This is a genomic window from Sinomonas cellulolyticus (assembly GCF_014656475.1).
Classification (GTDB): domain Bacteria; phylum Actinomycetota; class Actinomycetes; order Actinomycetales; family Micrococcaceae; genus Sinomonas; species Sinomonas cellulolyticus.
Genome location: NZ_BNCM01000021.1, coordinates 1 through 13,588 on the forward strand (window position 1 = coordinate 1; position 13,588 = coordinate 13,588).

General features: G+C 69.1%; 15 protein-coding genes. 6 read left to right on the forward strand and 9 right to left on the reverse strand.

Going from position 1 to position 13,588, the window contains the following annotated elements; genetic code table 11:
- Both IE231_RS17345 and IE231_RS17350 read left to right on the forward strand, forming a co-directional pair.
- Positions 1-99 (forward strand): HPr family phosphocarrier protein (locus IE231_RS17345; protein ID WP_189695255.1); only part of this gene is annotated, 99 nt, incomplete at its 5' end.
- A gap of 275 nt (positions 100-374) precedes the next feature.
- On the forward strand, positions 375-2,069 hold the full coding sequence (locus tag IE231_RS17350) for an MFS transporter (RefSeq protein WP_229867384.1): 1,695 nt from the start codon (positions 375-377) through the stop codon (positions 2,067-2,069).
- A 3-nt stretch (positions 2,070-2,072) separates the two neighbouring features.
- Here the strand turns inward: IE231_RS17350 and IE231_RS17355 are convergent, their stop codons facing one another.
- Genes IE231_RS17355 through IE231_RS17375 form a run of 5 tightly spaced genes read right to left on the reverse strand, consistent with a single transcriptional unit; the run spans position 2,073 to position 5,746 of the window.
- Positions 2,073-2,747, reverse strand: a complete 675-nt coding sequence (locus IE231_RS17355) for a pentapeptide repeat-containing protein (protein ID WP_189695257.1) — start codon at positions 2,745-2,747, stop codon at positions 2,073-2,075.
- A gap of 57 nt (positions 2,748-2,804) precedes the next feature.
- Positions 2,805-3,566, reverse strand: coding sequence for an ABC transporter permease (locus IE231_RS17360; RefSeq protein ID WP_189695258.1), 762 nt, complete (start codon positions 3,564-3,566; stop codon positions 2,805-2,807).
- Positions 3,563-4,357, reverse strand: a complete 795-nt coding sequence (locus tag IE231_RS17365; protein ID WP_189695259.1) for an ABC transporter ATP-binding protein — start codon at positions 4,355-4,357, stop codon at positions 3,563-3,565. The genes IE231_RS17360 and IE231_RS17365 overlap by 4 nt, the downstream gene beginning before the upstream one ends.
- A 55-nt stretch (positions 4,358-4,412) precedes the next feature.
- Complete coding sequence (locus tag IE231_RS17370; RefSeq protein ID WP_189695260.1) at positions 4,413-5,204, reverse strand: DUF4097 family beta strand repeat-containing protein; 792 nt, start codon at positions 5,202-5,204, stop codon at positions 4,413-4,415.
- Entirely contained in the window at positions 5,204-5,746 is a 543-nt protein-coding gene (locus IE231_RS17375) for a hypothetical protein (protein ID WP_189695261.1), read from the reverse strand. The genes IE231_RS17370 and IE231_RS17375 overlap by 1 nt, the downstream gene beginning before the upstream one ends.
- 63 nt (positions 5,747-5,809) lie before the next feature.
- Between IE231_RS17375 and IE231_RS17380 the strand changes: the two genes are divergently transcribed.
- Positions 5,810-6,835, forward strand: a complete 1,026-nt coding sequence (locus tag IE231_RS17380) for a D-2-hydroxyacid dehydrogenase family protein (protein ID WP_189695262.1) — start codon at positions 5,810-5,812, stop codon at positions 6,833-6,835.
- Positions 6,836-6,856: 21 nt separating this feature from the next.
- Here IE231_RS17380 and IE231_RS17385 read toward each other — a convergent pair whose 3' ends face one another.
- Together IE231_RS17385 and IE231_RS17390 are read right to left on the reverse strand one after the other, a co-directional pair.
- On the reverse strand, positions 6,857-7,615 hold the full coding sequence (locus tag IE231_RS17385) for an SDR family NAD(P)-dependent oxidoreductase (RefSeq protein WP_189695263.1): 759 nt from the start codon (positions 7,613-7,615) through the stop codon (positions 6,857-6,859).
- Between the two features lie 10 nt (positions 7,616-7,625).
- Positions 7,626-8,477 carry a putative protein N(5)-glutamine methyltransferase gene (locus IE231_RS17390; RefSeq protein WP_189695264.1) on the reverse strand — a complete coding sequence of 284 codons (852 nt, stop codon included), beginning with the start codon at positions 8,475-8,477 and terminating at the stop codon, positions 7,626-7,628.
- A gap of 54 nt (positions 8,478-8,531) precedes the next feature.
- Between IE231_RS17390 and IE231_RS17395 the strand changes: the two genes are divergently transcribed.
- Complete coding sequence (locus tag IE231_RS17395) at positions 8,532-8,741, forward strand: dodecin (protein WP_189695265.1); 210 nt, start codon at positions 8,532-8,534, stop codon at positions 8,739-8,741.
- 46 nt (positions 8,742-8,787) lie between these two features.
- Here IE231_RS17395 and IE231_RS17400 read toward each other — a convergent pair whose 3' ends face one another.
- A complete protein-coding gene (locus tag IE231_RS17400; protein WP_189695266.1) occupies positions 8,788-10,446 on the reverse strand; it encodes a VWA domain-containing protein in 1,659 nt (552 codons plus the stop codon).
- A 579-nt stretch (positions 10,447-11,025) separates the two neighbouring features.
- Here IE231_RS17400 and IE231_RS17405 point away from each other — a divergent pair.
- Together IE231_RS17405 and tcmP are read left to right on the forward strand one after the other, a co-directional pair.
- Positions 11,026-11,631: a hypothetical protein gene (locus tag IE231_RS17405; protein WP_189695267.1), complete on the forward strand. Its 606-nt coding sequence runs from the start codon at positions 11,026-11,028 to the stop codon at positions 11,629-11,631.
- Positions 11,632-11,655: 24 nt separating this feature from the next.
- Entirely contained in the window at positions 11,656-12,849 is a 1,194-nt protein-coding gene (gene tcmP, locus IE231_RS17410) for a three-Cys-motif partner protein TcmP (protein ID WP_189695268.1), read from the forward strand.
- On the opposite strand, the gene IE231_RS17415 is transcribed toward tcmP, so the two are convergent.
- Complete coding sequence (locus IE231_RS17415; RefSeq protein ID WP_189695269.1) at positions 12,834-13,580, reverse strand: DUF5131 family protein; 747 nt, start codon at positions 13,578-13,580, stop codon at positions 12,834-12,836. The genes tcmP and IE231_RS17415 overlap by 16 nt on opposite strands.
- Between the last annotated feature and the right edge of the window lie 8 nt (positions 13,581-13,588).

Sequence of the window (13,588 nt, forward strand, 5' to 3'; positions counted from 1 at the left end):
TACGGCCAGCAGGTCGTCCTGCGCGCCGAGGGCCCGGGCGCCGAGGAAGCCCTCGACAAGCTCGTCGCGGTCCTCGAGACCGACCACGACGCCGAGTAAGGGACCCCGAAGGTCACAGAACAGTAACCATCGCGGGTGAGCCCGCACACACCTTCCGCGAGCGGCGCACGAGGGCACCCCACACCCCTCGTGCGCCGCTCGATCCGCATCAGGAGGCCGATCGGTGAGGCAGTGCCGTCGCGCGCGCGGCTCACCCGCCGCCGCCCCGAGCCGGCCCTCGGAGTGATCTGCGCCACCTGCAATCCGGGATAGGTACTCTCATATCGCCAGTCGGCCCACTAAAATTGATACCCATGTCACGAGACCAGCGTCAGATGACCGATCAGCAGCCCCGCCAACGGCGTACCCAGCGGGTGGTGTTCCGCAAGCGCAGACTGAGGGTTGACGACGTCAACGTCGTCGACCAGCCCATGCTCAAACGGGCCATCGGGGGAACCATCGTGGGCAACACGATGGAGTGGTTCGATGTGGGCGTGTTCGGCTACCTCATCACCACCATGGGGCCGGTGTTCCTGCCCGAGGCGGACCGCACGGTGCAGACCCTCTTCCTGCTGGGCACCTTCGCCGCGACCTTCATCGCGCGTCCTGCCGGCGGGGTGTTCTTCGGTTGGCTCGGCGACAAGATCGGCCGGCAGCGCGTCCTCGCGATGACGCTCATCATGATGGCGGCCTCGACGTTCGCACTCGGCCTCCTGCCCGGCTATGCGCAGATCGGCCTCTGGGCCGCCGTGCTGCTCGTGGTCATCAAGCTCCTCCAGGGCTTCTCCACCGGCGGCGAGTACGCCGGCGCCACGACCTTCGTCTCCGAGTACGCGGCGGACAAGCGCCGCGGGTTCCTCGCGAGCTTCCTCGACATGGGCTCGTACATGGGCTTCGCCCTGGGCGCCGCGATCGTCTCAGCCTTGCAGATGACGCTCGGCCAGGACGCCATGGAGGCCTACGGCTGGCGCATCCCGTTCCTCATCGCCGGTCCGTTGGGCGCGATCGCCATCTGGTTCCGCCTCCGCATCGAGGAGAGCCCGGCGTTCAAGACCGCCCTCGAGGCGCAGGAGAATGCGACGCACGAGCTCGCCAAGAACGACGAGAACGCCGCGAAGGGCCCGCTCGCGATCGTGCGCGCCTACTGGCGCGAGATCCTTGTGGCGATGATCCTCGTGGCGGCCGCGAACACGGTCGGCTACGCCCTCACCTCGTACATGCCCACGTACCTCACGGTGTCCAAGGGCTACGACCCGCTCCACGGCACGCTCCTGACCATCCCGGTCCTCGTGGTGATGAGCCTGTGCATCCCGCTGACCGGCAAGCTCTCCGACCGCATCGGTCGGCGCCCCGTGCTGTGGATCGGGGCCCTCAGCACCGTTGTCCTCTCGGTTCCCGCGTTCATGCTCATCGGCGTCGGAGCAGTGTGGACCACACTCGCGGGCCTCGCGCTCGTCGCGTTCCCCGTCACCTTCTACGTCGCAAACCTCGCCTCGGCACTGCCGGCGCAGTTCCCCACCGCGAGCCGCTACGGCGCGATGGGCATCGCCTACAACTTCGCCGTGGCAATCTTCGGCGGCACCACGCCCTTCATCATCGACGCCCTCATCCAGTCCACGGGCAACGACATGATGCCGGCGTACTACCTCATGGCGACCTCGGTGGTCGGTGCGGTGGCCATCTGGTTCCTGCACGAGTCCGCCCAGCGCCCGCTCCCGGGCTCGCTGCCCAGCGTGGACACGGCCGCGGAGGCCCGCGAGGTCGTGGCACACCAGGAGGAGGACCCGCTGATCGACCTCACCCACATGCCCCTCACCGAGGTGCCGGTGGCGGTCGCGGACGACGGCGTGGCGCTGCAGCTCCCGCTCGACCACCCGGCTGCCGTCGAAGCAGCACAGGAGAAGGGTGTGGACCTCGAGGCCACTGCCCTCGAAGCGCAGGTCTCCGGAGAGGCGCCCGTCGCCTCGGGCCCTGTCTCGGGCCAGGTGCCCGTGGTAGCCGGTGCCTCCGCAGCACCGGCCGCACGCTAGGCCTCAGTCCCGCACGTCGATCCCGAGCCTCACGGCCATGAGCTCCGCGAGCTCAACGGCCTGGATGCTGCTGACCGTGGCGCCACGGAGCCCGTCGACACCGGCCACTCGGTGGAGGCGGGCTCCGCGCAGGTCGACGTGCGTCAGCGCTGCTGCTGTCGCGTCGAGCGCGTCCACGCGGGTGCCCTCGAAGGCGACGCGGGTGGCGGTGGCGCCGCCCAGATCGAGCTCGTCGATGGCGCAGTCCACGAACTTCACATCCCCCAGAGTGGCGGCCCGGAGGTTGACGTACCCGAGCTTGCAGCCGGTGACGAGCACGCCGGAGAGCTCTGCGTCGTACAGCTCCGCCGAGCCGATACGCGAGGCCTCGATCTCGACCCCGCGCCACCGCGAGCGCGGGGCGGCCAGGCTCGGGGCGCTGAGCCGCACGAAGCGGCAGTCCACGAACGACGCCAGGCGGAGGCCGGCGTCGTGCGCCGTGACGTCCTGGAAGAGGCACTCGGAGAACGTCGAAGACTCCAGCTCCTGCCCGGCGAGGTCGACGCCCTCGAACGCCAGGCCCTCGGTGCGGCCGCCCGGCTCGATGTCTCCTGCGAACCCCTGCACGAGGCCTGCAAGCACGAGCGGATCGAGGCGCGGCGCTGCCTGGTCGCGGGACGGGCGGGGGCTTCGGGCCATGGACCGAGCGTAGCGGCCCCCGGGGAGCCCCCGAGGGCCGCTACGCCCCGCCCCCGGCTAGGAGACCCTGCTTCGGTAGACCCGCATGGCCACGGCATAGGCCACAGCGAGGATCACGAGGCACCAGCCCAGAGCGACCCAGAGGGCGGACCCGACGGGCTGGCCAGTGAACAGGTCCCGGATCGCGTCCACGATCGACGTGACCGGCTGGTTCTCCGCGAACCACCGCACGGGGCCGGGCATCGTGGCGGTGGGGACGAAGGCCGAGCTGATGAAGGGCAGCAGGATCAGCGGGTAGGAGAACGCGCCCGCACCGTCCACCGTCTTGGCGGTCAGGCCGGGGATCACGGCCACCCACGTCAGCGCGAGCGTGAACAGCCCCACGATGCCCGCCACGCCGAGCCACGCCAGCACGCTCGCACCCGTACGGAACCCCATGGCCAGCGCCACGAGCACCACCACCACGGCAGCGACGAGGTTGGCCACGAGCGAGGTGAGGACGTGGGCCCACAGTACTGACGAGCGGGCGATCGGCATGGACTGGAAGCGTGCGACGATGCCGCCCTTCAGGTCCATGAACAGCCGGTATGCCGTGTACGAGATGCCGGACGCGACGGTGATCACCAGGATGCCCGGCAGCAGGTAGGCCACGTACGAGTCCGAGCCGGAGTTGATCGCGCCGCCGAGCACGTAGACGAACAGCAGCATGAAGGCGATCGGCATGAGGGCGGTGGTGATGATCGTGTCGGGGCTGCGCAGGATGTGGCGCAGCGAGCGGCCGGTGAGGATGGCGGTGTCGCTGAGGAGGTGGGTGGTCATGGCAGGTCCTTGGTCTTGCTGAGGTCTTCAGTGCCGACGAGAGCGAGGAATACGTCCTCGAGGGTTGGCTGCTTCTCGACGTACTCGACTTTCGCGGGCGGAAGGAGCCGCTTGAGCTCGTCGAGAGTGCCGTTGACCAGGATCCGGCCGTCCTTCAGGATCGCGATCCGGTCGGCGAGATGCTCGGCCTCGTCCAGGGTCTGGGTGGTCAGCAGCACGGTGGTGCCGTTGTGTACGAGATCCCTCACCGCAGCCCACACCTCGAGGCGCGCCTGCGGGTCGAGCCCGGTGGTGGGCTCGTCGAGGAAGATGACGGACGGCTGCCCGATCAGGCTCATCGCGATATCGAGCCGGCGCCGCATGCCGCCCGAGTACGTCGCTACCCGGCGGGAGCCAGCGTCCGTGAGCGAGAAGCGCGCGAGGAGGCCGTCTGCGAGGCCCCCCGGGTCAGGCTGGTGGCGCAGCCGGGCCACCAGCACGAGGTTCTCGCGGCCGGTCAGGACCTCGTCGACGGCCGCGAACTGCCCGGTGAGGCTGATGGACTCGCGGACCCTGTCCGGGTCCGAGGCCACGTCGAAGCCGTTGACTGCGGCAGCACCGGCGTCGGCCGCCAGGAGCGTGGACAGGATGTTCACGACCGTTGTCTTGCCGGCCCCGTTGGGGCCGAGCAGGGCGAAGATGCTGCCCCGGTCCACGTCGAAGTCGACTCCGCGGAGGACCTCGAGCTCCTTGTAGGACTTCTCGAGGCCGCGCACCCGGACGGCGGGTGCGGCAGCGGCGGTTGGAGGCATGGGGGTACTCCTTCCTGAAGTACGTGCCTGCAGGAATTGATGGGTTAGCGGGCTCTCAGGCCCGCCGGATGGTCACCGACCCGTAGTTGGAGCGGGCGGTGACCTCGAGCCGTTCGGAGGCCTGCGGCGGCGTGTCCGAGCGGGTGAGTTCGTTGCGGATGCGGCCGTAGTTGGTGGAGACATCGAGCCGAGCGGCCGTTCCCTCGGCGATGCCGATGATGAGGTCGGAGTAGGTAGAGGTGAGGTCGATGCTGCCCGAGACGCCCTCGCGGACCCTGATGCTCCCGTAGGGGCAGGTGACCCTTGCTGATCCGGCGACGCGGCCGAGTGAGACCTCGCCCGTCCCGCACTTGATGTGGACGGAGCCGGTCAGGTCGTCGACGCGGACCGACCCGGCCGACGCCGCGAGCGTGCCGTCGACAACCACGCGGGCTGCCTCGACGTCCCCCGCGGAGCTCTTGAGGTCCACCGACGCGGCCTCCTCGACACGGACTGCTCCCGCGCGGGTCCTGGCGACGACGCGGCCGAGCGCTCCCGAGGTGAGGATGTCGCCGTAGGCGAGCGAAGCCTCGAGGTCCGAGCCGGCCGGCAGGTCGACCGTGACGACCACAGATCCGAGCCGCCCGAGGACGCCGAGCACGCGCTGCTTTGGAGTACTGACCTCGAGCCGGCCGTCCGCGAAGCGCGCCGTCGTCCCCGCGGCTGCCTCCTCGTCCGCCTTCCTGCCGGCCCGCGCGGGCGCGACATCCACGCTCGCCGTGGACCTCGCCGAGGCCCGCACGATGATGTCCCCGTAGGAGACGTCAAGGACCGCCCGGACGGGCCCTGGGGCCTGGAACTGGTCCATCAGTACACCCACCCCTCGAGGCGCGAGCCGTTGCGGCCCTCCGGCACACCGGGATCGGCGTGCAGTGGGCGCTGCGGAGCCGGGCGGAGGGCGGCCGTGAGCGTCCGGACGAGGAACGCATTGACGGAGAGTCCTTCGCGCTCGGCGGCAGTCTCGATCTGGGCCTTGAGCGCCTCCGGCGGACGGAAGCTGATGCGCGCGGTTCCGGCCTCGGCGGCCGGTTCCTGCGCGGCGTCGTCCTTCTCCATCGTCAATGGCGCCATGGCGACGTCATGCTCGGTGGCAGCGCCGCCTGTCGCCGGCGCCCTGTTGACCACGAAGTCGATGTCGCGGCCCCGCAGCCGCAGCTCGGCGGACCCGGGTGCGAGCTCGAGTGTCAGCTCCTGCATCGCCTCGGACAGCGCGTCCTGCAGCACGAGCCGGGCGGAGGCCTGAAGAGGTGCCGCGAGCCGCTCGGCGAGCTCGACCATCTCGTCGCCGCCCAGCGCAGCCGCGTCCGCGAGCTGCCGGGACAGGTTGAGGAGATGGACGTCGATATTCATGACTTCATGATGACGCCATGATGATGTCATCGTCAAGAGGGCGAATGGCCCTAGGCTGGTCGCATGACCTCCTCGCCCGGCCTCGCAGGCCTCCGCATCGCCATCCTCGACGACTATCAGGACGTAGCACGCGCCGACGCCGACTGGTCCCGGCTCGAGGCGGCGGGCGCGGACATCACCGTGTTCCGCGAGCACCTCGGCCACGACGACGACGCGGTGGCCGCTGCGCTCGCCCCCTTCGACGTCGTGGTGGCCATGCGGGAGCGGACACCGCTCAACGCCGCCCGGATTGGCCAGCTGCCGAACCTCAGGCTCATCGTCTCCACGGGCCGACGCAACGCGTCGATCGACCTCAAGGCCACCGGCGCCCGCGGCATCCCGGTCTGCGGCACCGGCTACCTCCCGGCCCCGGCGGCCGAGCACACGTGGGCGCTCATCCACGCCGCGACCCGGCACCTCGCCACCGAGCTCGGAGGTTCGGAGCTCCGCCGGGCGGACGCGGGCTGGACGCACGACGGCGGGTGGCAGTGGACCGTGGGCCGCGGCCTCGAGGGGCGTCGGCTGGGAGTGCTCGGATTGGGCAACCTGGGGGAACGCGTGGCCCGGGTGGGGCTCGCCTTCGGGATGGACGTGGTGGCCTGGAGCCAGAACCTGACCGACGAGCGCGCCGCGGAGGTGGGCGTGCGCCGGGTCGAGAAGGACGAGCTGTTCTCCACCTCGGACATCCTCTCGGTGCACCTCGTCCTGTCCAAGCGCAGCCGCGGTCTGGTGGGGGCGGCGGAACTCGCTCTCATGAAGCCTGACGCCATCCTCGTCAACACGTCCCGCGGGCCGATCATCGACGAGGCAGCCCTCCTGAGCGCGCTGACCGCGGGCCAGATCGGCTGCGCGGCCCTGGACGTCTACGACGTCGAGCCCCTTCCCGCGGACCATCCCCTGCGGACCGCCCCCCGCACCGTCCTCACGCCGCACATCGGGTATGTGACCCGCGAGCAGTTCGAGGTCTTCTACCGGGACGCGGTTGAGGACATCGAGGCGTGGGCCGCCGGGAACCCTGTGCGGATCATGGAACTGCCGCCGAAGGCATAGCCCTCCCGGACTGAGACGGCGTCAACGGCGGGGCCGCTTCGCGGGACCGGCCATGATCCTGGCCGGCAGCACCTTGGAGGCTGCGACCACGGCCTTGTAGCGGGTGGACGGGATGGAGACGGCCTTGCCCGCCTCGTTGTCCCGCAGGCCCTCACTGACCACGCGCGGCGCCGAGAGCCAGGCCCACCCGGGCAGGCCCCGGGTCTCCATGCCCATCCGGGCATGGAACTCGGTCCGAGTGAGGCCGGGACAGAGAGCGGTCACCTTCACGCCGGAGCGCCTGTAGTGCGCGTTCGCCCAGCGGCTGAAAGCGAGCAGCCACGCCTTCGCCGCCGAGTACGTCCCGCGCGGCAGGTACGCGGCCACGCTGGCGACGTTGATGATCCTGCCCTCACCGCGCGCCAGCATTCCGGGCAGCACCGCCCGGGTGGCGGACAGGGCGGCCTCGACGTGGAGCCGAAGGTGCTGGACCTCCTCTTCGAGCGGCGTCCTGTCGAAGTCGTGCAGGAGGCCGTGTCCGGCGTTGTTGACCAGGATGCCGATCGGCCGCGAGGGGTCGGAGAGCCGGGTGACCACCACGCCGAGGCCGATGGTGTCGGTGAGATCCGCGGCGAGCACCTCAGCCTCGATCCCGCGGGCGGCCCTCAGCTCCTGGGCGAGGGCCTCGAGCCGGTCCTGGCCGCGTGCCACGAGGACAAGGTTGTGGCCCTGTGCGGCAAGCTGCCGAGCGAACTCGGCTCCGAGTCCGCTGCTTGCCCCGGTGATGAGCGCCGTCGTCATGCGTCACAGCCTACAGACGGCGCGGCGCGCCGTGCTCCCGGATCCCTGCCACGGCGACAGCCCCGAGCTCTTCGTCTTCCTCACTCCGGGCGTCAAGCCCGACGCCGGCGAGGATCCGGAGTGCCTCGGGCGCCTGTGCCTCGCTCACCTCCATGAGGAGGATGCCCCCGGGCGCGAGCCACCGGGGTGCCTCGGCCGCGATCCGTCGGTGGAGGTCGAGGCCGTCTGCGCCTCCGTCCAGCGCTGCCGCCGGCTCGTGGTCGCGCGCCTCGGTGGGCATGAAGCGGATCTCATCGGTCGGGACGTAGGGCGCGTTCGCCAGGATCACGTCCACGCGCCCTCGCAGACTGTCCGAGAGCGGTTCATAGAGGTCTCCCGTGTAGACGCGGGTGCCGGACGGGGCGGCGAGGTCGAGGTTCCGCCGGGCGTAGTCCGCGACGGCGGGGTCGACGTCTGTCGCGTGCACCTCGGAGTTCCCCGGCGCCCACCCCGCAGACGCAAGCCGGGCGGCGAGAGCGGCACCGAGCGCGGCCGAGCCGCAGCAGAGGTCGACGATCACGGCAGGCGGCCGCGAGAGGTGCTCAGCCGCTAGGCGCACGAGCAGCTCTGAGCGGCGGCGCGGCACGAAGACGCCGGGGCCGACGGCGATCCGCAGTCCTGCGAACTCCGCCCAGCCGAGCAGGTGCTCGAGGGGCTCTCCCGCAGCCCGCCGCGCCACGAGCCGGTCCAGGGCGGCTCCTTCCCCGGCGGCCTCGAGCAGGAGCGCCGCCTCATCCTCGGCATAGACGCAGCCGGCCGCCCTCAGCCGCCCCGCGACGTCAAGGAGGGCCTGCTCAGCGGGCTCTGGCCAAGCACTGGTCACGGGGATAGTCTGCCAGCACCAATGACGGACTCACTCGGAATGAGGGGACGAACCATGGCCAGCAACACGTACAGCATCTCCGAAATCGTCGGCACGAGCCCAGACGGGATCGACGCCGCCATCCGGAACGGCATCTCGGCCGCCGGCCAGACCGTGCGGAACCTGGACTGGTTCGAGGTCCAGTCGGTGCGCGGCCACCTCGAGGACGGCGAGATCAAGGACTGGCAGGTCACCCTCAAGATCGGCTTCCGCCTCGAGCGCTGAGCCGCCCCGGGAGCGCTGACCGAGGTGGCGCTTGGGATAGAGGGGGCTACTGCGCTCTCGCGACGAGGGCCTCGGTGAACACCTTGGGGATGTCCGCCGGGTCCTTGGCCACGTAGCTCGAACCGCCGGTCGCGGCGGCGATCTGCTTGAGCACGTCCGCGTCCGCGTCGCCAGTGATGCCGATCGTCACGAAGATGACGGGTTTCGCCGGGTCCTTCTCTCGGTTGAGCGCGGCAAGCAGCTCGTCGAGCGAGATCGAGTTGGGCTTCTCGTTCGCGCCGTCCGTGAAGAGGATTACTGAGTTGACGGCGCGCGGATCGTAGCTCGCCTTGACTGTTCGGAACGCCGCGAGGGCGGTGTCGTAGAGGCCGGTGCCGCCGCCCACGAGGCCTCCGAGTGACTGGATGTCGGTGCCGAGGCGCTGCCGCTGGGTCTTGCCGTCCGTCACAGCGTCCATGCGCCGGATCGGGTCGAGCTCCTTGTAGTCCTGCCCCGGCCCGCCGAGACCGATCGAGAAGCCCCACATGCCCAGCTGCGCCGTGTCGGGGAACATGCCCAAGCCGGTGGTCGCCGCTTCCTGGGTGAGCTGCATGCGCGTCTTGCCGCCGGCGTCGAGGTTCATCGAGCCCGAGACGTCCATCACCACGAGGGAGCGGAACGGGACGGCCTGAAGGGCCCAGGTCTTGAGGGCGCGGCTGATGCCGTTCGCCGACGGGGCGAGTACCGTGACCGCGCCCGCGGAATATTGGGCGCCGGCACCGCCGAGAGGACCCGCGCCCGGGGCTCGGAGGCCTGCGGCGGTGAGGTCGGCGCGGCCCTGGTCATCGCCAAGGGCGGCGGCGAGGGCTTTGGCGGCCCCGGTGGCGCCGGCGCGCCGGCCTGCATCGGGGCTCGTCACGGCGATCGGATAGTCGATGACCGCGGCCTTGCCGCCGGGGACGGCTGCGGCGAGCTTGGTCTGATGCGAGGAGGCGTAGCTGATCCACGAGCTCTCGGCAACAACCGCAGGGGCCGTGCCCCGCTCGGCAGAGTCGAGGAGTGCGGAGTCGGTGAGCGTTGCAGCGGACCGCTGGGCGGCACCCTGGGCGAGCTTCCCGAGCGAGGCCGCGAGGGCGCTCTGGCCGGCGGAGGCCGCCTCCCCCTCGGCGACGGCGGCACTCAGGGCGGCGGAGGCGCTCGCACTGCTGAGGGGGTCGCCGAACTGGAGATTGCCCCCGCCGAACGCCGCGCTCCAGCTGGCGGGAGCGGCGGTGCCCTTCGGCGCGACAATGACTGCGGGAGAGGCGGCGATGGACGGGACGGCGATCTCGGGCTTGGGGGCAGCTGTCACTGCTCCGACGCGGTTGGCGGAATCGGCGAGCCAGAGGTCCGGAGCCCCCTTGCCCGTGCCCACCTTCGCGGCGATGTCCGTCTGCTCGGCGACATCGACCTTGAACGCCGTGCAGGCTGCGGGGTCCACGCGGGCCACGGCCTTGTTGACGGCGGCAAGGGTGGTCGAGTCGGTCAGCAGGCTGTAGGTCTCGGTGGAGGCGCATTTCGGAGCGGACGCCGTCATGAAGCGCGGGACGAGCGCCCATGCGGCGAGGCCCAGGACCACCAGCGCCCCGGCAGCGACGAGCACTGCTGCGCCGAGCCTGCTCCTGCGCCGACGTGCACGCCGGTTGGTCTTCAACTCGGCCCGGTTCGCGACCCGGCGTCCCGCCATCGCATTCCTCCCAGCACAGGTGGCATCCGCACTTCAGCACACGTGTGGACAGTGCGGGGAGAGAGTCCCGCTGGCTACGTGTGATCCCGCCCAGTATAAGCGGGTCACACGAGCCGGTGTTGCCCGTCACAGCGGAGACGGCGGCCACGCCTAGGGTGCGCTGCTGGTGCGCGCGCCAGCGGCCGTGCCGTGAGTGGGCCCCGTGGGCCTCGAACCCACGACCCGCGGATTAAGAGTCTGCCCCTCCCCTCTCGTCGGCTGTCGTCGGTCGCCATCATCCACATGATTCCGCGGTTTCACCCTCGCTCGGGGCGCCCGTCACCCGCCGGTTACTGGTGTCAACTCCCACCAAAAATCCGACCAGAAGCTGCCGCCATACTGGCCCCGAGGCGGACGAATTGGCTGTCAGCGATTCCACAGGTTTCTCACACCCCTTGCCCCGCCCTGTTCGGCGCTGTCTGAACCTTTCAGATCTGTACGGTTAGGCGTAAACACGCCGACACGCCCACGAGACCCGGTAGTCAATGCCTAGGATTGCCTAGTTGCGGGTAATGCCGCTGTCCCGCCAGCCTGTGGAGCGTGATGATTCAGCCGGATCTCGCGACGTTGCTCGGCAACGTCAAGGCCAAGAAGGAATGGTCGTACGAGGCCATGTCCAGGGCCTGCGGAGGCGCACCCTCGGGCAAGCGCCTCTTCCAGCTGATCACGGCACCCCTGAAGAACTTCCCTGACCCGGAGACGATCCAGTCTCTGGCGAGGGGCACGGGGGCCAGCATCACGGACATCGTCATGGCTTCAGCCCGGTCTCTCGGGCTCGAGGTCGTCGACGCCGATCCGGACTCGCTCCACGTCCCCGGCCTATCCGATGTCCCCACGTCTATGCGCGAGGCGATCATCGCAGTTGGGCGTGAGGCGAGCCGCCTCTCAGGACAGGCCCACCATGCCCAGGACTCCCGCCGGCAGGATGCAACTGACGAGCTCGAGCTGCAGCGTGCCGCTCGCCGTCGCCCTCGCAAGGGACAGAAGACCGACCAGCCGGCCCACCCGCCGGTCGCGGACGTAGACGACGAGCTACCCGAGAACTGGCAAGAGCTCGCCGCGTACAAGGGACCCACGAGCCATCTCGAACGCGAACGCTACTTCGACGAGCTCGGGGAAGCTCCACAGGTAGAGCCGGACGTGTAGCGTCCGGAGATTGGGGGGATCATCATGAGCAGCAACCGTCAGTTCTTCCGCGAGAAGCAGCCAGCGGCGGTCTTCAAGCACAAGCTGTTGGAGAACTACCTGCATATATGGGCGGCGCGACTCGGGAGGTGGAACCCGCAGGGCCTCGCGTTCATCGACGGCTACGCAGGCGAAGGGCGATACGGATCCGGCTATGCAGGCTCGCCGGCGATTGCTTTGAAAGTGGCGCGCGAAGGCCGACAGAAAGCGCCCCTCCGCTCTATCTTCGTCGAGAAGGCCGGCTCGGTAGCAGCCATTCTCGAACAGGTCATCGAGGCCGAAGGTTCGGGCCTGGACGTCGTCGGCCCCCTTAGAGGGACGCTTGAAGAACAACTCCCAGCTGTCCTTGGTGCAGCATCTGGACGGCCTGCCCTGTTCTTCCTCGATCCGTTCGGCACCTCCCTGGACATGCGGCTGCTCGTCGATCGCGTGCTCCGCCGGCACGACCGGGTGCCAACCGAAGTGCTCCTGAACTTCAACATCGAGAGTGTCTGGCGAATCGGAGGCCTTCTTGCCAAGCGAACATCGAGTCATGCTGCCGCAGCCGAGGCCGGCTTGAAGAATCTGGACCGCTTTCTGGGCGGATCCTGGTGGCAGGATTGCTTCCTCGACGCTCGTCGGGCCTTGGAGATGGACGACGACTATGCCACTGCCGGCAGGGCCGCCCAGATCGTCGCCGATGAATACGCCCGACTGGTCTGTTCTTCCAGCGGGTACTCACACCTGAAGGTGCCCGTGCGGCGCAATCGTGAAGCCCTGCCATTCTTCTCACTCATGCTCTTCTACACCCACGATGCGGCGAAGCTCCCCTTCCTCGCCTCCGCGGCACGCGCCCATCAAGTCTGGCGCCAAGAGCTCTGGGAAAGGTATTCAGCTGACTACAACCGTGACGCGTTGCCGATTCTCTTCCGTGACCTCGAGCGCGAGGCTAAGGACGAAACAGAGGCCATCAGAATGCAGGCCATTTCTGAGATCCAGGACAACGTCAGACGCCTTCTCGAGGGCAAATCATCGCTGAAGCTCAGCCCCGTGATCGAAGAGCTATTCGGGCTCGTGATCGGCACAGCAGGGGAGCCGGAGTTGCGAGCAGCCCTCCGAGGGCTCGAACAAGAAGGCCTGATCCGACATTTCAGTGGAACAGTCCGGCTTGATCAGCTGACCATTCACAGGGCAGCGTAGGTCGGCATCTCGTCCCATGTGCGGCCGTCGAGCTGGCGGCCGCCCTGCTTCGGAGTTCTCCCGCCCCACTGCTTGAAGAAGAAGGGGACGTCGGCGGCGAGGCACTGGTCGCGGATCGACTCGACCCACGCGGGATCCATGGGTCGGTGGTTCGGGCCGGACTCACCGCCTGCGATGACCCAGCCGATGCCGCCTAGGTCGAGTTGCTCGAGCGGGCCTATGAGCGGCTCGCATGAGAGGAACCTGACCGCGGCGGGGACCTCGCGTAGGTGATCGATCCGGTCGACGACGGCCTGCTCCTCGACGGAGACGCCCATCCAGAGGTTCGTCGGCCAGGAGAGCTTGTCGGCGACCCGGGCCATCCGGTGCGAGCGCTTGGTGAGCGCCTGATACGTGTGCTGCGAGGTCGCGGCAATGACATCGAAGATGTCCTGGACAAACGAGATAGGAACCTTTGCGTGGAACAGATCGCTCATGGAGTTCACGAAAACGACCTTCGGGGACTTCCACGTCAACGGCTGCCGCAGCGCCTGCGGGTGTACGGTCACGCCGAAGCCGGGGCCGCTCGTCACCGGCGACCCATCGTTCTGATACTTCGCCGCCCCCATGGCCTTCAGCCGTTTCGCGAGGGTCAAGGCGTAGCAGTTGTCGCATCCGGCCGAGACCCGATCGCACCCCGTAACGGGGTTCCAGGTCACCTCGGTCCACTCAATCCGCGAATTCGTACTCATGAGACTCC